The sequence below is a fragment of the Hydrotalea sandarakina genome (genome assembly GCF_003254115.1).
In the GTDB taxonomy this organism is placed as follows: domain Bacteria; phylum Bacteroidota; class Bacteroidia; order Chitinophagales; family Chitinophagaceae; genus Hydrotalea; species Hydrotalea sandarakina.
This window is the reverse complement of record NZ_QKZV01000003.1, coordinates 334,935-357,500: the sequence shown is the minus strand read 5'-3', so window position 1 is coordinate 357,500 and position 22,566 is coordinate 334,935. Positions and strand designations below refer to the sequence as shown.

The window sequence follows — 22,566 nt, the reverse complement described above, 5'->3', positions numbered from 1 at the left end:
GCGACCATTGCTGGAGCGTTTTCAAAAGAAAATGTAGGCATAAGTAACGATAAAAGGAGTGAAAAACTCCTTCGCCGAAAGTCTAAGGTTTCCTGATCAACGTTAATCGGATCAGGGTTAGTCTGGACCTTAGGAGCACCCGAAAGGGGAATCTGATGGGAAGCGGGTTAATATTCCCGCACCTGCTATACAATGAAAGTGACGCAGTGACGTGGTGGTTGCGAACAGACGGATGTTCGCCTGAGAGGAAGCTTCGGTGGAATCGAAACCATAAAATTGCTGCCAAGAAAAGCGAGTATAGCAGCCAGTACCGTAAACCGACACAGGTAGACGGGATGAGTATTCTAAGGCGCTCGGGTGAGCCGTGGAGAAGGAACTAGGCAAATTGACGCTGTAACTTCGGGATAAAGCGTACCGCAGCGATGCGGTCTCAGTAAAATGGTTCAACCAACTGTTTAACAAAAACACAGGGCCCTGCAAAATCGAAAGATGACGTATAGAGCCTGATACCTGCCCGGTGCCGGAAGGTTAAGGAAGGGGGTTAGTCGCAAGGCGAAGCTCTTGACTGAAGCCCCGGTAAACGGCGGCCGTAACTATAACGGTCCTAAGGTAGCGAAATTCCTTGTCGGGTAAGTTCCGACCTGCACGAATGGTCTAATGAGTTGAACACTGTCTCCTCCACGAGCCCGGTGAAATTGTAGTATCGGTGAAGATGCCGGTTACCCGCCACGGGACGGAAAGACCCCGTGAACCTTCACTACAACTTTGCATTGATTTTGAGCAACAAATGTGTAGGATAGTTGGGAGACTATGAAGTAGTGTCGCCAGGCATTATGGAGTCAACGTTGAAATACCAACCTTTTGTTGCTTAGAACCTAATCCCGCCGGTGGTGGGAGACATTGCATGGTGGGTAGTTTGACTGGGGTGGTCGCCTCCTAAAAAGTAACGGAGGCTTGCAAAGGTACCCTCAGTACGGTTGGTAATCGTACGCAGAGCGCATTAGTAGAAGGGTGCTTGACTGTGAGGCAGACAAGCCGAGCAGGAGCGAAAGCTGGCTAAAGTGATCCGGTGGTTCTGCATGGAAGGGCCATCGCTCAAAGGATAAAAGGTACTCCGGGGATAACAGGCTGATCTTACCCAAGAGCTCATATCGACGGTAAGGTTTGGCACCTCGATGTCGGTTCGTCACATCCTGGGGCTGGAGAAGGTCCCAAGGGTTGGGCTGTTCGCCCATTAAAGTGGCACGTGAACTGGGTTCAGAACGTCGCAAGACAGTTCGGTCCCTATCTGTGGTGGGCGTTAGTAAATTGAGTGGACGTGACCTTAGTACGAGAGGACCGGGTTGCATGTACCGCTGGTGTATCAGTTGTGCCGCCAGGTGCAGTGCTGAGTAGCTATGTACAGACAGGATAAACGCTGAAAGCATCTAAGCGTGAAACCTTCCACAAGATGAGTTTACTTTTAAGGGTCGTCAGAGACGATGACGTTGATAGGCTACAGATGTAAAGCTGGTAACAGCAAAGTCGAGTAGTACTAATTACCCGTAAGCTTTATTTTTTATTTATTACAAATCACTTCCCAATATGTTACCTTATTGAAGAATTTATGGTGGTTATACCGAGGGTGTTCACCTCTTCCCATTCCGAACAGAGAAGTTAAGCCCCTCATGGCCGATGGTACTTGGGCCTTGTCCCTGGGAGAGTAGGTAGCTGCCGTATTTATCCGGCCTTCTTGTTCTGCAAGAAGGCTTTTTTATTTAATGGAATATTCATAAAAAAGTGGCTATTTTATTCAAATAACCACTTAAATACTTTCTTTTATAATCATAATTTCTTTGCTCTAAACCTCAGGTTCTTGCTGGCTTAAACAATGCCAACTACCTAATCCCCAAATAATATCTGTTGAATCTATACCAATTACTTTTCTAGTTGGGAATAAATTTGCTATTATTTCTAAAGCCTTTTCATCTTTACTGCAGCGATAGGTTGGAACTATAACTGATTGATTGGCAATATAAAAATTTGCATAGGAAGCAGGTAATCTTTGCCCTTCATAGATAACGGGATCCGGCATTGGTAATTCAACAATGTTTAGTTGTTTCCCATTTAATAAACGCATTTGTTGCAACTGTTTTAAATTATGTTGCAATAAATGGTAATTCTCATCATTTTTATTTTCTTCAATAACAGTAATAACGGTATCGGTATTTACAAAGCGAACGGTATCATCAATGTGTCCATCCGTATCATCGCCAACAATACCTTCATCAACCCATAAAACTTGTTCAACACCATAATAATTATGTAAATAATCTTCTATTTGTTTTTGTGATAAGTGTGGATTTCTATTGGGGTTTAATAAACATGCTGTTGATGTAATGAGTGTGCCGGCATCATTAAAATCAACAGAGCCACCTTCCATTACAATACCCGGATAGAATACAGGGAGACCTAATTTTTCTGCAATGCGCGTTGGGATTACATCATCTAAATCGTACGGTGGATATTTATTTCCCCATGCATTATAATTCCAATCAACAATTACTTTTTTCTGCTCAGTTTTATGAATTAAAAATGCAGGCCCATGGTCTCTGCACCAAGCATCATTAGTGGGGTTCTGGTAAAATTCTATGGCATCGAGGTTAACCTCATTTTCTTTTAAAATGTTACGGGCAAATTGCTCCATTGAAACATCGCAAACGTTAATGCAAACCTTTTCACCTGCTGAGAGCGTTTTAATAAACTCGGTATAGGGTTTAAAGATAGTTTGAATTTTTCCGGGCCAACTTGCTTCTTTATGAGGCCAACTTAACCATGTTGCCCTATGTTTATGCCACTCTGCCGGAAAATAATAGCCTTGTTGTTGTGGTGTTAAGTTCATTATTGTTCGTCAATAAATCGTTTTGTAATTGGTTGATAGGAGTCTATGCGTCTATCACGTAAAAATGGCCAGTGTATTCTATAGCTGTCAGATTTTGATAATTCTACCGGTACAACTGCTACTTCTTCTTGATCATGTGTAGCTTGATAAAGTACGGTTCCAAAAGGGTTGCAAACAAATGAGCCACCCCAAAATTTCATTAAACCATTTTGTTCAAATCCTACGCGGTTCACACTAACTACATGTACGCCATTGGCTATTGCGTGGCTGCGTTGCATAGTTTGCCATGCATTGAATTGCTCTTTGTTTGTGGCTTCATCTTGTGAAGTAGCCCATCCAATGGCTGTTGGGTAAAATAATATTTCTGCACCCATTAAACTAGTAATACGTGCTGCTTCAGGATACCATTGATCCCAACAAATTAATACTCCAATAGTAGCGAATTTTGTTTTAAACGTTTTATAGCCTAAATCGCCGGGAGTAAAATAAAATTTCTCAAAATATGCGGGGTCATCGGGGATATGCATTTTTCTGTACTTACCTAAGTAAGTGCCATCCGCATCAATTACGGCAGTTGTGTTATGGTATAAGCCTTGGGTTCTTTTTTCAAATAAAGAAGCTATTATTACTACATTATGTTCTTTTGCAACTAAAGATAATGCTTCCGTAGATGGCCCGGGAATTGCTTCAGCCAATAAAAAATTATCATAATCTTCTACATCGCAAAAATATAAGGAGGTGAATAATTCTTGCAAACACACTATTTGTGCACCTTTTGCTGCAGCAACTTTTATTTGTTGAATAGCTTTTTGCAGGTTGAGCTGTTTTTCATTGGAGCAACTCATTTGTACCAATCCTACATTAACAATTGACATGCTTAAAATTTTGTGTGCAAAAATAAAGGTTGCATAGGGAAAGTAATAAGCACAACCATTATTTTAATAACATTAGTGGCCATAATACGTATGAAAAATCCCATTCGTGTTTTGGAATGGGATTGAAGTGTTTTTTGTTTGGAACGGATGATTAATATCTGTTGTAACCGCCACCATTTCCACCACGGTCGCGATTGTAGCCGCCACCACCGCGGTTACCACCATAACCACCACCGCGATTACCACCGCCGTAGCTTTTTTTGTAGCCACCGCTTTTGCGTTCACCTTCGGGGCGTGGAGTTGATTCGTTTACCACAATTTTGCGATTCTGCACATCAGTGTCGTGTAATGCACTGATAGCAGCTTTTGCAGCTTCTTCATCAGGCATTTCAACAAAACCAAAACCTTTACTGCGGTTGTTATTGAATTTGTCAGTAACAATTTTGGCTGAGGTTACTTCGCCATAAGGTGCAAAAAGTTCTTGCAGGTCTTCACTGGTCATGTTCCAGTTCAAATTTCCAACGTAAATGTTCATTTTAAAAGTTAATTTAAGTGATACCAATGATAAAAACAGTAACCAAAAGCCCCGAAGCATTTACGTTAAAACCTTCTAGAGAAATGGAAGAACTGGTCATTGGACTAACGAAGATAATTTTTTTATTCATTTGTCCAACTTTTTTTTTAATAAGTAACAGATGTTTAAAAAACAAAAGCCGCAGCACTCAACTACGGCTTTTAATAGTATTGTGAATAAATGAATTATTCTGCTACCACATCAAATTCAATTTCAGCAACATTACCATTGCCAAAATCAATAGAAGCTTTGTGTAATCCAACTTCTTTTACTTCAGTTAAAATGTGTATGCGTCTGCGGTCAATTTCGTAACCTTTTTGGTCGCGAATGGCCCGTGTAATTTGCAATGCAGTAACTGTACCGAAAATTTTACCGCTGGTACCTGTTTTTACGCCAATTTTAACTGGAGAAGCTTTTAATACTTCAGTTACTTTATGAATTTCGGCTAACATAGCCGCTTCTTTTTTGGCCTGAACTTTTAAGCGCTCTTCTAATTGCTTTAAGTTGGAAGGGTTTGCCTCAACAGCAAACTTTTTAGGAATAAGGTAATTACGGGCGTAACCATTTTTTACGGTTACCAATTCATTTTTTCCACCCAAATTATCTACATCCTGAATAAGAATTACTTGCATATTTTTAAGTTTTTAGTTCCCTTTACCCAGTCATTTCAAAACTGTCCCTTATTAAGTTGTTGTTTGAATAAGGTTAGGGAGGTTACTAAGAATAGATTTATTTTAAAAGATCAGTTACATATGGTAATAAAGCCATTTGACGTGCTTTTTTTATGGCATCGCCAACTTTGCGTTGGTATTTCAATGAGTTTCCGGTTAAACGGCGGGGTAACATTTTACCTTGCTCATTAATAAATTTTTTTAAAAACTCAACGTCTTTATAGTCAACGTATTTAATGCCATATTTTTTAAACCGGCAGAATTTCTTTTTGGGTTTTTCCTGTTTAATGGCGGTCAGGTATTTTATTTCATTTTTTGCCATAGCTTATCCCTCCATTTTTTCAGTTACTTTAAATCCGCCATTTCTCTTTACTTCATTATACTCGACGGCGTTTTTATCGAGTTTAGTAATCATGTGACGCATGATTTGCTCATCGCGTAACATTTGGATTTTGAATTTCTCATTAAAGTCCGGATTGGCGGTATATTCCAATACCCAATAAATTCCGGTTGTTTTTTTCTGAATGGGGTAAGCTAAAGATTTTAAACCCCATGGGTTACTATGAACTATGGTACCGCCATGTTCAGTAACAAAATCCGTATACTTTTTTTGAGCTGATTTGAAATCATCTTCGGAAAGTACCGGAGTAAAGATGATCATTAGTTCGTAATGGTTCATTACTAGTGTTTTTGATGATAAAATTGGTTTTTTCCCAATGGACAAACTTTCTGTGTTGAAAGTATGATTCTGCCAAAACAGAATTGGGGCTGCAAAAGTAGGGGTTTTTTATTGAAAACAGAAACTGTTTTTTGCTGAAGAACTGCAAATTCGGGTGTTTTTCATATTTGAACAAAAAAAGAACGTCATTGATAGATGACGTTCTTTTGAATTGAAAAATGATTAAACTTTAGTTGGCAGCCACTTGCTTACGAATAATGTTTAATGCAGCACCTGCTTTAAACCATTCTATTTGTTGCTGATTGTAAGTATGGTTAGCCAAAATGGTATCGGAAGTACCATTAGCATGATGTAATACTATGGTTAAAGGCTTACCTGGTGTAAATTCAGTTAAACCTAAAACATCAATGGTATCATCTTCCAAAATTTTATCATAATCGTTTTTATCGGCAAAAGTTAATGCCAACATCCCCTGTTTTTTCAAGTTGGTTTCGTGTATACGTGCAAATGATTTGGTTAAAACTACACGAACGCCTAAATGACGAGGTTCCATAGCGGCATGTTCGCGAGAAGAGCCTTCACCATAATTTTCATCTCCAACCACTATTGAGCCAATTCCGGCGGCTTTGTAGGCGCGTTGTGTTTCAGGAACCGGACCATAAGTGCCATTCAATTGATTCTTCACTAAATTAGCTTTGTCGTTAAAAAAGTTAATGGCACCAATTAAAAGGTTGTTGGAAATATTATCAAGATGTCCACGATATTTTAACCAAGGACCGGCCATTGAAATATGGTCGGTAGTACATTTACCTTTCGCTTTAATTAATAATTTCAAACCTTTTAAATCGGTTCCTTCCCAAGCAGGGAAAGGTGCTAACAATTGTAAACGGTTTGAATTGGGATCTACAACAACATTCACCTTGCTTCCATCGGCTGCGGGTGCTTGATAACCAGGGTCATCAACAGCAAATCCTTTTGAAGGTAATTCTTCACCTTTGGGGGGATCTAATTTTACCTTTTCCCCTTTTTCGTTGGTTAAATAATCAGTAATGGGGTTAAAAGTTAAATCGCCCGCAATTGCCAATGCAGTTACCATTTCAGGGGAAGCAACGAAGGCATATGTATTAGGGTTGCCATCGGCACGTTTAGCAAAGTTTCTATTGAATGAATGCACAATGGTGTTTTTCTCTTGTTTTTCGGCACCCATTCTATCCCACATACCAATACAGGGGCCACAAGCATTTGCAAATACTTTAGCACCTATTTTTTCAAAAGTATCTAAGAAACCATCTCTCTCAATGGTAAAGCGTACCTGTTCAGAGCCGGGGGTTATGGTATATTCAGCTTTGGGTTTTAAATTTTTATCGCTTACTTGTTTGGCTAAACTTACAGCCCTGCTAATGTCTTCATAAGATGAGTTGGTACAACTTCCAATTAATCCTACTTCAACTTTAGTAGGCCAGCCGTTGGCAGCAGCAACTTCCTTCATTTTAGAAATGGGTGTAGCCAAATCGGGGGTAAACGGACCATTCAAATGGGGTTCAAGCTCACTAAGGTTAATTTCAATTACTTGATCGAAGTATTTTTCAGGATTTTGGTAAACTTCAGGATCTGCATTTAAATCAGATTTAATAGCATCGGCTAAAGCAGCAACCTCTTCGCGGCCGGTTGCTTTTAAATAGCGGCTCATGCTATCATCATAACCAAAAGTAGAGGTAGTAGCACCAATTTCGGCACCCATATTACAAATGGTTCCTTTTCCTGTACAACTTAATGAAGTTGCACCTTCACCAAAGTATTCAACTATGGCGCCTGTTCCACCTTTAACGGTTAAAATGCCTGCAACTTTTAAAATAATATCTTTTGGTGCAGTCCATCCATTTAATTTGCCGGTTAATTTAATACCAATTAGTTTAGGCCATTTTAATTCCCATGGTAAACCTGCCATAACATCGCAGGCATCGGCACCTCCTACACCAATGGCAATCATTCCTAAACCGCCTGCGTTAACAGTATGTGAGTCGGTTCCAATCATCATGCCACCGGGGAACGCATAATTTTCTAAAACTACCTGGTGAATAATTCCGGCACCCGGCTTCCAAAATCCAATACCATATTTATTGGAAACAGAGGCTAAAAAATCATAAACTTCTTTACTTTCAGTGGTAGCCACTTGCAAATCGGCTTTTGCTTCAACACGAGCAGTAATTAAGTGGTCGCAGTGTACAGTTGAAGGAACTGCAACTTTTGGGCGGCCTGCTTGCATAAATTGTAACAAAGCCATTTGGGCAGTAGCATCTTGCATTGCTACTCTATCCGGGGCAAAGTCAACATAACTTTTCCCTCTTTCAAAATTATTAAGGGGTTGATCTGCATGTAAATGAGCAAATAATATTTTTTCAGCTAAAGTTAAAGGACGACCTAAAGTTTTGCGTGCTGCTGCAATTTTTGCAGGCATTTCGGCATAAACTTTCTTAATCATTTCTAAGTCGAAAGCCATGATGATAAATTTTATTATGTGATGAAAAGACTTTAACCAGTTTTTTTGAAGTGGCAAAATTACATGAAATCATGCCGTTGTGAACAACTGTTTTTTTGAATTGTTATTGACACTAATTTTGTAAAAATGCCTTAAATTGCAATTTGTTTATTGATAAAATAAACCTTATGAAAGCAATGAATAAAGTACGTGAGTTTTTGGAAATGAATGCTTTTGGTGTTTGTACCGCAATAGGCGAAAAATTGGGAATTGCCACCTCACGCATCAGAATGTGGTTTATTTACATTTCTTTTTTAACCATGGGATCGCCACTAATCATATACATGGTGTTGGCATTTTGGATGAATATAAAAGAGTATATTTTAAATGCCAGAAGAAATCCCTTAAAGTATTTATAGCAATAACTTAATTAGCCAATTTTTACCATAGTTTCTCTTAGTGTTGCCAATTTTTCTAAAAGGTTTTCCAATAAATGTAAGGGTAGCATATTAGCACCATCACTCAATGCTTTGGCAGGATTAGGATGTGTTTCAATAAATAATCCATCGGCGCCTGTTGCAATGGCAGCTTTGGCAATCGTTTCAATTAATGCCGGATTACCACCTGTTACACCACTGGTTTGGTTGGGTTGCTGTAAACTATGTGTACAATCCATTATAACCGGTAGGTTCAATTGTTTCATCCAAGTAATATTACGATAATCAACTACCAAGTCCTGATAGCCAAAAGTGGTGCCGCGTTCGGTTAGCATAATTTGTTCGTTGCCTGCTTTTTTTATTTTGTCAACTGCAAATTGCATAGCAGGACCACTTAAAAATTGACCTTTTTTTACATTAATAATTTTTTGGGTAGCAGCAGCTGCTTGTAATAAATCAGTTTGCCTGCATAAAAAGGCCGGAATTTGCAATACATCAATATATTTAGCTGCTTCTGCGGCTTCATCATGAGCGTGTATGTCGGAAGTGGTAGGCAGTGCAAATGTTTTACCTACTTTTTGAATCAAACTTAAACCCACTTCATCACCAAGTCCCGTAAATGAATTGGCACTTGTACGGTTGGCTTTGCGATAGCTTGCTTTAAAAATATAGGGGATCCCCAATTTTTTACAAATAGTATAAACTTTATCGGCTACTTCCATCACCAAATCTTCATTTTCCACCACGCATGGGCCGGCAATTAAAAAAAATTGTTGTGGGTTGTATTGTTGTTGTTGCAATAATGGAGTGAGAAAATTAGGAATCATAAAAATTAAATGGATGTTTGAAATGCGAACTTACAAGCATTTTTGTTTTCTTTGCGCTAACATTTGTTAGCAAATTTAAAAGAAATGGTAAAAGATAAAATATTGGTAATAGGGGCAAGTGGCCAAATAGGTGTTGAACTGACGCTTGCTTTACGAAAAGTTTATGGGAATAACAATGTAGTAGCTTCAGATTTAAGGGAGGAAAATGAATTGTTGAAAGGAACAGGGCCTTATGTTAGTTTAGATGTAATGAATAAGGAAATGCTGCATGTGCAAGTAATACGACAAAACATTACCCAGATATATTTATTGGCCGCAATACTTTCTGCTACCGGTGAAAAAAATCCGAATTTGGCATGGAATTTAAATATGCAGGGTTTATTGAATGTGTTAGATATAGCGCGTGAAGAACAAATTCAAAAAGTATATTGGCCCAGTAGTATTGCTGTGTTTGGGCCAACATCACCTAAAATAAATTGTCCGCAACAAACAATAATTGAACCAATAACTGTTTATGGTATTAGTAAGTATGCCGGCGAATTTTGGTGCAATTATTATCACCAACGGTATGGCGTTGATGTAAGAAGTTTACGTTATCCCGGGTTAATTAGTTATAAATCTGCCCCCGGCGGAGGAACAACCGATTATGCCGTTGAAATATTTCATGATGCATTGGAAGAAAAAAACTACAATTGTTTTTTGCGGGAAGACACTTACCTGCCCATGATGTATATGCCTGATGCTATAAAAGCCACATTGCAATTAATGGAAGCGCCGCAAGAACAAATTAAAGTTAGGACTTCTTATAACATTGCGGCCATGAGTTTTTCACCTAAAGAAATTGCTGCTGCCATTCAAAAGCATATACCTGATTTTACCATTCATTATAAACCTGATTATAGGCAAACTATTGCCGATAGTTGGCCGCAAAGTATTGATGATACTTCTGCTCGGAATGATTGGAATTGGAAACCGGATTTTGATTTAGATTTAATGACTGCAGACATGATTCAGAATTTGCAACAAGCAAAGGGTTTGCTTAAAAAGTAAAGCCAATATTTATCCCTAATGCGCGTATTCCAATCCAGGGGCCCGTTAAGTTTAAATTAGCCGATGTGCTACTGGTTACAGTTCCTTTTAAGGTAAATGGACCACCGTTAAGGTTATTTAAATTATCTTGCAAAGAACTTTGTTCTTGCATTGTTAAAGGTGTGGTGAAACCGGCGTTTAAAATGCCATTGCCATTTCCAAAATTGGCACCAATTAACCAAATATCTAAAACAAAATGCCGACTGATATGCTGTTGCAAGCCTAACAATAAGCCGCCGCTTATTGAGGTTACATTACCTTTAAATACTGCGTTTTGAACAGTTGTATTTCCACCTTGGGTACTATTATATTGAATAGGAACGGCAAAGTTAAAATTAGCATACCGTCCATAAGGTGCTAAGTAAAAACCGTGCATATTTTTATTTGCATAAACCCTTAACTCACCTGTAAAAGCATAATTTCCAAGGTTAGTTTCATTAAAGTTAACATTATTATTATTCGCTATTTGACTAATGGTATTGCCAAAAGGTAATGTTGTAAATGGCATATATCGGTAGCCCACTGCTATAGAAACTTTATTTTTAATTAGTCTTTCATAGCTAATACTATAGTTTTGAAATGCCAGTGAGCTTAAATTTATTTTAAGTGCATTATGTAATGTGGGCTTTACGAATATGGGTTTAGTGGTATCAGAATGTTTTATTTCATGAACAGGTTGCGCATGCAGATACTGAGTAGCTGCTGCCATTAAAAAACATAACAATATTTTACATGTTTTTTTCATTCTAGCATGGCAAGGTCAGCCACTGTTTTTCCTTCTAAAATTTTTAAAGATGCATCTCTCACTTCAATCATTACTTTATTTAATCCGCAAATCTCTTCTTGGCAGTCCTTGCATTTTTCGTAAAAATTTAAACTTACGCACGGTAATAATGCAATAGGCCCTTCAACAGTACGCATTACTTTTGCTAAAGGAATAGTTGATGGCGGATTTTTAAATAAGTAGCCACCACCTTTTCCCTTTTTGCTTTCCAATATGCCGGCTTTTCTAAGTTCAAGTAAAATATTTTCTAAAAATTTAAGGGGAATGTTTTTTTTGCGGGCAATTTCTGCAATGAGAACAGGACCGTTATTTTGGTGTTGAGCCAAATAAATTAAAGCTTTAAACGCATATTGTGTTTTTTTCGATAGCATATACAGGGTATTAATGTATGAAAAACAAAAAGCTTAGCTAATATCGGTAACAAATTTTGTTTTTCAATATACTGAAATGCTAACTTTTAATTGCAAAATGTTTCAAAGAAATGTTTAATGAAAAAAAAGCATTATGTGAAGCCTAATACATCTTTCATGGTAAATATGCCTTTTTTATCTTTCAAAAATTCAGCAGCTAATACGGCACCGCCAGCAAAGCCAACACGGTTATGGGCTGTGTGTATAATTTCAATATCATCAATAGGGGATTGATACAAAACTTTATGAGTGCCCGGTGCAGGATCAATTCTTTCAGAAATAATGCTTAATTCTTCGGGTTGTTGAGTAGGATTGTTTACCCATTTATGCTTGGTAGTTATTTCCTGCATTATTTGTTCAGCCAGTGTAATTGCAGTGCCACTGGGTGCATCTTTTTTTTGGGTATGGTGTATTTCTGTTAGGCTAACATTATATTCACTGTGTTTTTTCATTAAATGAGCCAAAAACTTATTCAGCTCAAAAAATAAATTTACGCCAATACTAAAGTTGCTGGCATATATAAATGCACCGTTTTTTTGTTTACAAGCATCTTCTACTTCATGTAATTTTTCTAACCATCCGGTTGAACCACATACAACCGGTACCCCCCAGTTAATGCATTGCATTACATTCTGAAAAGCGCTATGGGGGCCGGTAAATTCAATGGCTACATCAGCTTTTTGCAAATTTTCATTTGTAAATTCATGAATGTTGTTTACATCTATTTTTAAAACAATTTCATGACCTTTATTTAATGCTATTTGCTCAATAGCCTGTCCCATTTTACCATATCCAATTAACGCAATTTTCATTTTATGATAGTTTTTTACCTGGCAGTAGGTAATGGTTTTAAAATTGGTTGTTTATTTCGAAAGCTAAATGTAAAACTTAAACCCGGAGCTGATAAAGTTGAATTGTAAGTAGGTTCAATATGTAAACTTAAATTATCACTTACATCAAAGTCTTTTAAATGTCCATAAACAGTAGCATCTACCACATTTAATCCCCATAAAATTGCAAACCAAAGAATGGAGTAATCGCGGTCTCTTCTAAACTGATTTCGATAGGTTTGTAATGCAACAGGATCAATATTTTGTAAAATGGGATAGATGTTGCCAAAATGGGCTGTGTCGTTAGTAACTTTAATGGTATACGCATCGCGTGTACGCTTATACCAAGTATTGTTGTAAATGAATGTTATGGTGGGTATTGCCAATGCTCCATATACTATTGGAATTTTCCAATATTCGCGATTATAGGCTTGTCCCAAACCCGGAAGTATTGCTGAACGAAGTGTTGCAATTTTAGGGTTATGTTTTTTTTTAATAATGGGTGCTGTTTCTTTTATGCCGTTGGTATCTTTTGTAGTGTCTTTTATTGGTTTTTCAGCCAAAATACTTTCAACAACAAATTCATTGTTATTGCCAAATGCAGTAACAAACCCATGTAAAAAAAATGTAATTAAAATTAATTTGATAGTTGCTTTCATGTTCAACTAACGCTTATGTTCATAAGCTCTAATATTTTATTCAATTCCTCTAGTGAATAATATTCAATGGTAATACTTCCTTTACCTGTTTTTTGATGTGCCAAAGTAACTTTGGTGGCAAAATGCGAAGCTAAGTTATCTTCAATTTTTTTATAGGCGGGTGGAAGTTGATTTTTTGAAGAAGATTTAACAGCTGACTGGCTTTGCGCTTTATACATTTGTCTAACCAGCTCTTCCGTTTGCCGAACACTCAATTCTTTTGTTTTAATTTCATTGAAAACATACAGTTGTTTATCAACGCTGTCAATGTTAATGAGTGCTCTGGCATGTCCCATGCTTATATTTCCGTTTCTAACGGCCAATTGAATGTCGGGTGGAAGTTTTAATAGGCGCATGTAGTTGGTAATGGTGCTTCTTTCTTTTCCCATTCTTTCTGCTACTTGTTCCTGTGTATAATTTAGTTCTTCCATCATGCGCTTGTAACTCAAGCCAATTTCAATGGCATTTAAGTCTTCACGTTGTAAATTTTCAAGCAATGCTAATTCCAACAATTCCGTATCATTAGCTTGTCTTACATAAACCGGAACATCTTTTAAGCCTGCCAATTTGCTGGCTCTAAATCTCCTTTCGCCGGCAATAAGTTGATATTTACCATTAGCTAATTTTGATACGGTTAATGGTTGAATGATATCATGTATTTTAATTGATGTTGCTAATTCTTGTAATGCAGTCTCATCAAAGTCGCGGCGTGGTTGCTTGGGGTTTATTTGTATATCATCTATTGGAATACGCATTACCCCGGTAACCTGTTCAACCACTTTGTTTTTTAAATGGCCTGAGGTATTTTTTAAGTCTTCATCAATATTTTGAAGCAACGAGCGAATGCCCTTGCCTAACATAGCTTTATTTTGTTTGGGTGCACTCATATTGAAGGTTATAAATTAATGGCAAATGAAGCAATTTTTTTCTTTATTCAATAATTCTTTCTGTATTGCTCATATTTGTCATTTCATTTTTCTGTAAAATTTCTTTTGCTAAATTTAAATAATTCACCGAGCCTTTACTCTCTGCATCGTATAAAATTACCGGTTTACCCACACTTGGTGCCTCACTTAAACGGGTGTTACGATGAATAATGGTTGAGAATACCAAATCGTCAAAATGCCTTCTAACCTCACTCACTACCTGGTTGCATAAACGCAAACGCCCATCATACATGGTCATTAAAATACCTTCAATTTGAAGCTCGGGATTTAATCTGTTTTGTACAATTTTTACGGTATTCAAAAGTTTACCCAATCCTTCTAAGGCAAAAAACTCGCATTGTACCGGAACAATTACACTATCAGCAGCAACCAATGAGTTAACCGTAATTAGCCCTAAAGAAGGGGAACAATCAATAATAATAAAATCGTATTTACTTTTAACGGGCTCTAAAACAGTTTTTAAAACGTTTTCACGGTTAGGATAATTAATCATTTCAATTTCTGCCCCTACCAAATCAATATGTGAAGGAATGACATCTAAGTAGGGCATTTCACTTTTTAAAATAACATCTTCTGCAGTAGCATTGTTAACCATACAATCGTATAAACTGTTGGTTATATTATGCAAATCAAATCCAACACCTGTAGTGCTATTGGCTTGCGGGTCGGCATCAACCAATAAAGTTTTGTATTCTAATACGGCAAAGCTGGCTGCCAGATTAATGGCCGATGTGGTTTTACCAACACCTCCTTTTTGATTTGCAATGCTAATAATTCGCGCCATAGGGTATATTGCTTAAAAGGCAATTAAAAAATTTATTTACTCATTTCAATTCGTCAAGGTTGCAAATCTAAAGCATTCTGTTGCATGAGTTCATTTTTAATTGGGTATATTTTAACAATGCGGTGATTACCATTCATTTTTAATAGAGAAAAGGTTGCTTTGCCCGGCATTAAAAAAGAAGCCTCTATTCTTGTTTGGAATAGAGGCTATGTTTCAATAATTAAAAAAAACTATAAGGTAATTGTTTCGCCTATGGCAGGCAAATGCAACGTTTTTCCGGCATTTGCAAATGCTTGTTTGGCAGCGGCTTTATCAATTTTTATGTAACCAAAAGTATCATAGTGTACTCCAATAATTTGATTGCATTTTACAAAATCAGCGGCTTTAATGGCATCTTGTACATCCATGGTAAAATTATCACCGATAGGTAATATGGCATAGTTTAAGTTTGCCCAGCCGGGTATTAACTGCATATCGAGTGTTAAGGCAGTATCACCGCTATAGTAAAAATTTCCTTCAGGGGTTGTAAATACAAAACCAATGGGGTTACCACCATAACTTCCGTCGGGTAAAGCACTACTGTGTTGTGCTACTACACATTTTACGGTGCCAAATTCAAATTGCCATTTTCCGCCGGTATTCATGGGGTGCGTATTGGTTACACCATTTTTGTTGAGCCACTCATGAATTTCAAAAACAGCCACTACTTTTGCGCCGGTATTATTAGCAATGGTAATACAATCGGCTATATGGTCGGCGTGGCCATGACTTAAAAATATGTAATCGGCTTTAATACTATCGATAGATATGTTTTTCGCCAGTTCGTTATATGTAATAAATGGATCGAAAAGTATTTTTTTGCCTTGTACCTCAATCATGAAGCAAGCATGACCATAAAATGTGAATTGCATATTATAATTTTTTGGTTGAAAAATAAATTCATTCCTTGTAACAAAATTACTTGAAAGATGTTTAAACAACATTAAATGCTCAATCAAATTTCAAAAGCAAAGTATATACTTATTTAAATTTTATGTATGCGTAGAACAGGATTTTGGTGGTTTGTTATAGTAATTTTTATACTAGTTGATGTTTATTTTTTTCAGGCAGTAACAACAGTAATGCAAGGATTTTCTCCTTCCGTAAAATTAGCTGTTACCATTATTTATTGGATTATTGCGTTGGCTGCATGGTTAGCACTTTTTGCCATGCCTTATTTACGAAGTGTACAGATAACCAAATTTTATCGCAATTATATTTTTTCTGTATTGGTGGGTTTATTTATTGCAAAGCTTGTTGGCTGCGTTTTTTTTGCAGCCGACGATATTAGAAGAGGCATTGAATGGTTGGTGCATTTAATGTCTGCTAAAAATACAAATAGGCCCGAAATGGCAGCCATTCATCGTTCTGTTGTGATGAGTTGGTTGGGTATAGGTTTTGGTACAACTTTATTAGGCACATTTATTTACGGTTATCGAAATAAATATAACTATCAAGTTAAATATGTGCATTTGCAATTTCCTAATTTACCCAAAGCTTTTAAGGGCTTTAAAATTGCACAAATTAGTGATATACACAGTGGTAGTTTTACCAATAAAGCACAAGTAATAAAAGGTGTAAACTTGTTAATGCAACAAAAAGCCGATTTAGTTTTATTTACCGGTGATTTGGTAAATGACCGTTATGAAGAAATGAATAATTACATTGATGTTTTTAACAAAATACGCGCACCTTTTGGTGTTTACAGTGTACTGGGTAATCATGATTATGGTGATTACATAGCCTGGCCATCTTTACAAGCAAAAGAACAGAATCTGGAAAATTTGAAAAAAGTACATGCATCTTTGGGTTGGCGTTTGTTAATGAATGAACATGTAATTATTGAAAAAAATGGCGATGCCATTGCTTTAATTGGCATTGAAAACTGGGGTGCAAAAGGGCGATTTCCAAAATACGGAAAAATGGAGCAAGCATATAAGGGCACCGAACCTTATGCATTCAAAATTTTAATGAGTCATGACCCCAGCCATTGGGATGCAGAGGTAAGACCTAAATATCCTGATATTGACTTAATGCTTGCCGGACATACCCACGGTATGCAATTTGGCGTTGAAACGATGTTTTTTAAATTCAGTCCCGTACAGTGGATGTATAAGCAATGGGCCGGTTTGTATAAAGAAGGCAATCAGTATTTATATGTGAATAGGGGTTTTGGTTTTATCGGCTATCCGGGAAGGGTGGGTATTTTACCTGAAATTACTATTATAGAGTTGTCGTGATAAATTTGTTAAATGTTGTTATATTGTTAAATGGCACTATTCATTTTTTTCTTGAAAATAAGTGATTATACATCAATATATCTTTGGCATAATGATTGAATTACAATGACTTAAACTTAACTTATGAAACGAATTACCACACTTATTTTGTTGGTTTTTATAACTACGGCCGGTATTAAAGCACAGTCATTCAGAATTGGTATTAAAGCCGGTGGCAACCTTACCAAAATTGATGGTGAATCCTTCAATCAAGGTTTTCAATTAGCTTATCAGCTAGGCGGCTTTGCTGAAATTGATTTCAATAAAAAATGGGGTATACAGCCGGAGGTTTTATGGAGCCAGTCTGCTGCTAAATCGGCTACTTTTAATACTATTTTTTTGCCTGATCAAGATATTAAATTAGATTATTTATCAATACCACTTTTGCTTAGGTACAATATTGGTAATTTAGTTACTTTAAATGCAGGACCTCAATACAGTATCCTATTAAACAAAAATGACAATTTATTGCAGAACGGTCAAAATGCTTTTACATCGGGCGACTTTGCAATGGTGGGCGGCCTTCAACTGAATTTTAAATATTTAAGGGTGTATGGCAGGTATGTTATTGGTTTAAATAACTTAAATGATATTAATAACCAAAATAATTGGAAAAGCCAACAATTACAATTGGGTATTGGCTTACGATTCTAAAAAAACACAATGCTATATTTTTAGTTTGTTGATGTGGCATATCTTACAGGATGTGCCACTTTTTTGCGCCAATTTGTACCTAAAAATTTGAAATTAACCTCATGGCATTAATATTGTTCCGTTCTATTAATCAAGAATAATTCGTTTATACTTCTGTATAAATGACAAATTGACTTTTATTTTAGAAAATAGCTTATGAATAAAAACAAATTACTTTTATCAGCTGAAGATGAGAATGATTTCATGCCCATTATTGCCATTAATGAGAAAGATGATGAAGAAGATTTATCTATTCCCGATACATTGCCCTTATTGCCATTAAGAAACACCGTGTTATTTCCGGGTGTGGTATTACCCATAACTGTAGGGCGCGATAAAAGTATTAAAGCGGTAACAGAAGCCTATAAGTCCGATAAATTAATTGGCGTTTTAGCACAAAATGATACTGAAGTAGAAGATCCTACGGTAAATGATTTATGCCGAATTGGAACAGTTGCTAAAATATTGAAATTAATTAAAATGCCTGATGGTGGCACCACCATCATTATTCAGGGCAAAAAAAGGTTTGAATTTTTGCACATGATTAGTGAGGATCCTTTTTTTGTAGCTCAGATTAAATTATTGGAAGACAAAGCAGTAGAAAATGATCCTGATTTTGATGCTTATATCAGTACTATTAAGGATTTGGCTACCGAAATTATTAAGCTATCGCCTAATATTCCTACTGAAGCATCCATTATATTAAAAAATATTGAAAACCCTTCTTTTCTTATCAACTTTGTTAGTAGCAATTTAAATACTTCCATTACAGAAAAACAAGATTTGTTAACGCTGGAAAGTATTAAACTAAGAGCTGAAAGGTTAACTGCTTTTTTACATAAAGAACTTCAATTTGCTGAATTAAAAAATAAAGTTACCAGCAAAACAAGGCTTGAGATAGATAAACAACAGCGCGATTACTTTTTACAACAACAACTAAAAAGTATTAAAGAAGAGTTAGGTGGCGATCCCAATGAAAGAGAAATTGCCGACATGAAAAAAAAGGCCGAAACAAAACGTTGGCCAGAGGCGGCAAAAAATATGTTTCAATTGGGAATTGAAAAGTTAGAACGGATGCATCCCAGTACGCCTGACTATTCCATTGTTTACAATCATCTTGATTTGTTACTTGATTTACCGTGGGAAGAATATACGAACGATAATTACAACTTAAAACATGCCAAACAAGTTTTAGATGCCGAGCATTATGGCATGCAAAAAATTAAAAATAGAATTTTAGAATATTTAGCAGTATTACAGCTAAAAGGCGATATGAAAAGCCCCATTTTGTGCTTTGTTGGTCCACCGGGTATTGGTAAAACTTCATTAGGTAAAAGCATTGCGCATGCTGTGGGTAGAAAATATGTACGATTGAGCTTGGGTGGATTACATGATGAAAGTGAAATCAGGGGCCACCGCAAAACATACATCGGTGCAATGCCGGGTCGTATCATTCAAAATTTAAGAAAAGTAAAAACTTCAAACCCGGTAATGATTTTAGATGAAATAGATAAGATTGGCAATGATTTTCGTGGCGATCCTTCATCTGCTTTGCTGGAAGTATTAGATCCTGAGCAGAATAATACATTTTATGACAATTATTTAGAGTTGGAATATGACTTGAGTAAAGTATTGTTTATTGCAACGGCCAACGATATTCAAAACATACAACCCGCATTACGCGATCGTTTGGAAATTATTGATTTGAGCGGATATGCCATTGAAGAAAAAGTGGAAATAGCGAAACGCCATTTAATTCCAAAACAAAAAGAAGCGCATGGCTTGGGAAAAATAAATTTTAAAATTTCCGATAAAGTATTGGAAAAAATTATTGAAAATTATACCCGCGAAAGTGGCGTTCGCGAACTTGATCGTCAATTGGCATCCGTTATGCGTTATGAAGCGAAAGAATATGCTACCAAACAGAAAATAAAATCAACACTAACCTTATCCGATGTTGAGAAAATTTTGGGCCCGCAACGTTATAACAATGATATGTATAAAATGGCCAACATGCCCGGTGTTGCCGTTGGCTTGGCTTGGACTTATGTTGGTGGTGATATTTTATTTATTGAAACTGTGCTAAGTGAAGGAAAGGGCGAATTAAAATTAACGGGGAATTTGGGCAATGTAATGAAGGAAAGCGCAACTACTGCCTACACCTACTTACAGGCCAATGCTAAAAAACTGGGTATTGAAAATGAAGCCTTTCATACGCATAATGTGCATGTGCATGTTCCGGAAGGTGCAACACCAAAAGATGGTCCCAGTGCAGGTATTACAATGCTTACTGCATTAGCTTCGGCATTTACCGGCCGAAAAGTAAAGCCTTATTTGGCTATGACCGGTGAAATTACATTACGTGGTCAAGTATTGCCGGTTGGAGGAATAAAAGAAAAAGTTTTAGCCGCAAAACGTGCCGGACTAAAAGAAATTATCATGTGCTGGCAAAATGAAAAAGATGTGCTGGAAATAGACAGCAATTTTATTGAAGGTCTTCAGTTTCATTATGTAAAAACCATGCAGCAGGTGCTTGATTTGGCGTTAGTTTAAAATTATAGTACAACCTATGAACAAATACAGATAATAACTGTTATAATGTTTTCATGTTGGTTGTTTTAAGGGTTAAGTTTCCTCATGTTTATGGGGGAACTTTTTTTATGTACACCATTCTGTTGCCTATTGTACATTTGCGCATGCAAAAATTAAGTATGGATGCCCTTGGCCGAAAATCGGTTCAAGAGTTTAAGGCCGCTACCAAACACCCCATAATTGTGGTGTTGGATAATATACGCAGTATGCATAATGTAGGTAGTGTTTTTAGAACCTGTGATGCTTTTTTATTAGAAGGAATATGTTTATGTGGATATACTCCGCAACCACCTCATCGTGATATTCAAAAAACTGCTTTAGGTGCAACCGAAACTGTTGATTGGATGTACATGCCCGAAACTACTACCGCTATTACCGAACTTAAAAAATTAGGTTACGAAATATTTGCAGTTGAACAAGCAAAAGGCAGTATAGCATTGCAACAATTTTCCATGGCCGGACATAACAAATTAGCCATCATTTTGGGGAATGAAGTAGATGGGGTAAGTGAAGAAGCACTAAGTTTGTGCAACGGATGTATTGAAATTCCACAGTGGGGGTCTAAACATTCCTTAAACGTTTCAGTTGCCGCAGGCATAGTTTTATGGGAATTGGTTAAACAACTGCAATCTTAAAAATGTTGATTTGTAATGATGCACACAGTAAAAAAATATTTAAGCTTAGTTAAGTTTTCGCATACCATTTTTGCAATGCCATTTGCATTCATCGGTTTTTTTTTAGGGGTAATGCATTCAAGTGCAGGTTTTTCCGATGCAGACCAAACTATTCAGCACCATTATTTTTCATGGCAATATTTAGTACAAAAATTTTTGTTGGTTATTATTTGCATGGTTACGGCACGCAATTCGGCAATGGCATTTAATCGCTATTTAGATCGTCATTTTGATGCGCGTAATCCTCGCACAGCTATTCGCGAAATTCCTAAAGGCATTATTTCGCCTGAAAGTGCCCTGCGATTTGTTATTCTAAACTGTTTATTATTTCTGGCCGCAACCTACTTTATCAATAAAATTTGTTTTTATTTAGCACCGGTTGCTTTATTTGTAATATTATTTTACAGTTATACCAAACGGTTTACTGCATTATGCCATTTAGTGTTGGGTATTGGTCTTTCTTTGGCGCCTATTGGTGCATATTTGGCGGTAACCGGCCAATTTAATTTATTGCCTTTGTTGTTTTCTTTTGCAGTAATTTTTTGGGTTAGTGGGTTCGATGTTATTTATGCACTGCAGGATATTGATTTTGACCAATCGCAAAAACTATACTCTATACCAGCAACTGTTGGCAAAACCAACGCATTAAATATTTCTTCGTTTTTACATTTTTTAAGTGCTGCATGTGTAATATATGCCGGATTATATGGCTATTTTCATATTTTGTATTGGTTGGGCATTGGCGTTTTTGTTGGAATGTTATTATATCAACATTCAATTGTAAAACCGAACGATTTAAGCAGGGTGAATATTGCATTTATGACCGCTAATGGCATTGCCAGTGTAGTATTCAGTTTGTTTGTAATTGCCGATTTGTTTATTTTCTAGAAAATTAAAAGCAATGGGAAGAATACTTTGTATTGATTACGGTGGAAAACGAACCGGTATTGCGGTTACTGACCCCTTGCAAATCATTGCCACACCACTAACTACCATCCCTTCCAATACATTGATATCTTTTTTAAAAAACTATGTGGCCAAAGAAGCTGTTGAACTTATTTTAATTGGTGAACCCTTTAATTTAGATCAAACCGTTACTCACGCTACACCATTAGTGCATAAAGCCATTCAAAACCTTAAAAAAAATTTTCCCGGCATTCCCATTCAAACAGTTGATGAACAATACACTTCAAAAATGGCTTCTAAGGCCATGGTTGAAATGGGAATGAAAAAAAAGCAACGTCAGGTAAAAGAAAATGTTGATCAAATAGCGGCTGCTATTATGTTACAAACTTATTTGCAAGAGCGGTCAATGTAGCCATAT

Annotated in this window: 23 protein-coding genes and 2 rRNA genes (1 of these 25 cut by a window edge); 10 read left to right on the top strand and 15 right to left on the bottom strand. The window is 36.7% G+C overall.

The window, feature by feature from the left end:
- Nucleotides 1-1,558: ribosomal RNA gene (locus LX80_RS06755) — 23S ribosomal RNA — on the top strand (it extends 1,246 nt beyond the left edge of the window).
- A gap of 47 nt (nucleotides 1,559-1,605) precedes the next feature.
- Nucleotides 1,606-1,719 (top strand): 5S ribosomal RNA (gene rrf, locus LX80_RS06750).
- Between the two features lie 121 nt (nucleotides 1,720-1,840).
- On the opposite strand, the gene LX80_RS06745 is transcribed toward rrf, so the two are convergent.
- From LX80_RS06745 to LX80_RS06715, 7 genes are all read right to left on the bottom strand, one after another.
- Nucleotides 1,841-2,881 (bottom strand): agmatine deiminase family protein, encoded by a 1,041-nt coding sequence (locus tag LX80_RS06745; protein WP_111294522.1) that lies wholly within the window; start codon nucleotides 2,879-2,881, stop codon nucleotides 1,841-1,843.
- Complete coding sequence (locus tag LX80_RS06740) at nucleotides 2,881-3,756, bottom strand: carbon-nitrogen hydrolase (protein WP_111294520.1); 876 nt, start codon at nucleotides 3,754-3,756, stop codon at nucleotides 2,881-2,883. The genes LX80_RS06745 and LX80_RS06740 overlap by 1 nt, the downstream gene beginning before the upstream one ends.
- A gap of 151 nt (nucleotides 3,757-3,907) precedes the next feature.
- The gene (locus tag LX80_RS06735; protein ID WP_111294700.1) at nucleotides 3,908-4,291 is read right to left on the bottom strand and encodes an RNA recognition motif domain-containing protein; all 384 of its coding nucleotides are present in this window, start codon (nucleotides 4,289-4,291) and stop codon (nucleotides 3,908-3,910) included.
- A gap of 224 nt (nucleotides 4,292-4,515) precedes the next feature.
- On the bottom strand, nucleotides 4,516-4,962 hold the full coding sequence (gene rplI, locus LX80_RS06730) for a 50S ribosomal protein L9 (RefSeq protein ID WP_111294518.1): 447 nt from the start codon (nucleotides 4,960-4,962) through the stop codon (nucleotides 4,516-4,518).
- 97 nt (nucleotides 4,963-5,059) lie between these two features.
- Nucleotides 5,060-5,323 carry a 30S ribosomal protein S18 gene (gene rpsR, locus LX80_RS06725; protein WP_111294516.1) on the bottom strand — a complete coding sequence of 88 codons (264 nt, stop codon included), beginning with the start codon at nucleotides 5,321-5,323 and terminating at the stop codon, nucleotides 5,060-5,062.
- Nucleotides 5,324-5,326: 3 nt separating this feature from the next.
- A complete protein-coding gene (rpsF, locus tag LX80_RS06720) occupies nucleotides 5,327-5,680 on the bottom strand; it encodes a 30S ribosomal protein S6 (protein ID WP_111294514.1) in 354 nt (117 codons plus the stop codon).
- Between the two features lie 229 nt (nucleotides 5,681-5,909).
- Entirely contained in the window at nucleotides 5,910-8,180 is a 2,271-nt protein-coding gene (locus LX80_RS06715; RefSeq protein WP_111294512.1) for an aconitate hydratase, read from the bottom strand.
- A gap of 167 nt (nucleotides 8,181-8,347) precedes the next feature.
- On the opposite strand from LX80_RS06715, the gene LX80_RS06710 reads away from it, so the two are divergent.
- On the top strand, nucleotides 8,348-8,578 hold the full coding sequence (locus LX80_RS06710; protein WP_245898008.1) for a PspC domain-containing protein: 231 nt from the start codon (nucleotides 8,348-8,350) through the stop codon (nucleotides 8,576-8,578).
- A gap of 11 nt (nucleotides 8,579-8,589) precedes the next feature.
- Here the strand turns inward: LX80_RS06710 and kdsA are convergent, their stop codons facing one another.
- Nucleotides 8,590-9,423, bottom strand: a complete 834-nt coding sequence (gene kdsA / locus LX80_RS06705) for a 3-deoxy-8-phosphooctulonate synthase (protein ID WP_111294510.1) — start codon at nucleotides 9,421-9,423, stop codon at nucleotides 8,590-8,592.
- Between the two features lie 84 nt (nucleotides 9,424-9,507).
- On the opposite strand from kdsA, the gene LX80_RS06700 reads away from it, so the two are divergent.
- Nucleotides 9,508-10,473 (top strand): NAD-dependent epimerase/dehydratase family protein, encoded by a 966-nt coding sequence (locus tag LX80_RS06700; protein ID WP_111294696.1) that lies wholly within the window; start codon nucleotides 9,508-9,510, stop codon nucleotides 10,471-10,473.
- On the opposite strand, the gene LX80_RS06695 is transcribed toward LX80_RS06700, so the two are convergent.
- The 7 genes from LX80_RS06695 to LX80_RS06665 all read right to left on the bottom strand — a co-directional run bounded on the left by LX80_RS06695 (nucleotide 10,463) and on the right by LX80_RS06665 (nucleotide 15,876).
- Entirely contained in the window at nucleotides 10,463-11,257 is a 795-nt protein-coding gene (locus tag LX80_RS06695) for a DUF3575 domain-containing protein (protein WP_111294508.1), read from the bottom strand. The two genes, LX80_RS06700 and LX80_RS06695, sit on opposite strands and share 11 nt — an antisense overlap.
- Nucleotides 11,254-11,667, bottom strand: coding sequence for an RrF2 family transcriptional regulator (locus LX80_RS06690; RefSeq protein ID WP_111294506.1), 414 nt, complete (start codon nucleotides 11,665-11,667; stop codon nucleotides 11,254-11,256). The genes LX80_RS06695 and LX80_RS06690 overlap by 4 nt, the downstream gene beginning before the upstream one ends.
- A gap of 131 nt (nucleotides 11,668-11,798) precedes the next feature.
- On the bottom strand, nucleotides 11,799-12,518 hold the full coding sequence (dapB, locus tag LX80_RS06685) for a 4-hydroxy-tetrahydrodipicolinate reductase (RefSeq protein WP_111294504.1): 720 nt from the start codon (nucleotides 12,516-12,518) through the stop codon (nucleotides 11,799-11,801).
- 14 nt (nucleotides 12,519-12,532) lie between these two features.
- Nucleotides 12,533-13,195, bottom strand: coding sequence for a DUF5683 domain-containing protein (locus LX80_RS06680; protein WP_111294502.1), 663 nt, complete (start codon nucleotides 13,193-13,195; stop codon nucleotides 12,533-12,535).
- Nucleotides 13,196-13,197: 2 nt separating this feature from the next.
- Complete coding sequence (locus LX80_RS06675; RefSeq protein WP_111294500.1) at nucleotides 13,198-14,121, bottom strand: ParB/RepB/Spo0J family partition protein; 924 nt, start codon at nucleotides 14,119-14,121, stop codon at nucleotides 13,198-13,200.
- A gap of 43 nt (nucleotides 14,122-14,164) precedes the next feature.
- The gene (locus LX80_RS06670) at nucleotides 14,165-14,965 is read right to left on the bottom strand and encodes a ParA family protein (protein ID WP_111294498.1); all 801 of its coding nucleotides are present in this window, start codon (nucleotides 14,963-14,965) and stop codon (nucleotides 14,165-14,167) included.
- A gap of 230 nt (nucleotides 14,966-15,195) precedes the next feature.
- Nucleotides 15,196-15,876: a metal-dependent hydrolase gene (locus tag LX80_RS06665; protein ID WP_111294694.1), complete on the bottom strand. Its 681-nt coding sequence runs from the start codon at nucleotides 15,874-15,876 to the stop codon at nucleotides 15,196-15,198.
- Nucleotides 15,877-16,002: 126 nt separating this feature from the next.
- Here LX80_RS06665 and LX80_RS06660 point away from each other — a divergent pair, with 126 nt between their 5' ends.
- From LX80_RS06660 to ruvX, 6 genes are all read left to right on the top strand, one after another.
- Nucleotides 16,003-17,244 (top strand): metallophosphoesterase, encoded by a 1,242-nt coding sequence (locus tag LX80_RS06660; protein ID WP_111294496.1) that lies wholly within the window; start codon nucleotides 16,003-16,005, stop codon nucleotides 17,242-17,244.
- Nucleotides 17,245-17,367: 123 nt separating this feature from the next.
- Entirely contained in the window at nucleotides 17,368-17,937 is a 570-nt protein-coding gene (locus tag LX80_RS06655; protein ID WP_111294494.1) for a porin family protein, read from the top strand.
- A gap of 195 nt (nucleotides 17,938-18,132) precedes the next feature.
- Complete coding sequence (gene lon, locus LX80_RS06650) at nucleotides 18,133-20,529, top strand: endopeptidase La (protein WP_111294492.1); 2,397 nt, start codon at nucleotides 18,133-18,135, stop codon at nucleotides 20,527-20,529.
- Nucleotides 20,530-20,582: 53 nt separating this feature from the next.
- Nucleotides 20,583-21,203, top strand: a complete 621-nt coding sequence (locus LX80_RS06645) for an RNA methyltransferase (protein WP_317046462.1) — start codon at nucleotides 20,583-20,585, stop codon at nucleotides 21,201-21,203.
- 18 nt (nucleotides 21,204-21,221) lie between these two features.
- Nucleotides 21,222-22,130, top strand: a complete 909-nt coding sequence (locus LX80_RS06640) for a UbiA-like polyprenyltransferase (protein WP_111294690.1) — start codon at nucleotides 21,222-21,224, stop codon at nucleotides 22,128-22,130.
- Between the two features lie 13 nt (nucleotides 22,131-22,143).
- Complete coding sequence (gene ruvX / locus LX80_RS06635) at nucleotides 22,144-22,560, top strand: Holliday junction resolvase RuvX (protein ID WP_111294490.1); 417 nt, start codon at nucleotides 22,144-22,146, stop codon at nucleotides 22,558-22,560.
- Nucleotides 22,561-22,566: the final 6 nt, after the last annotated feature.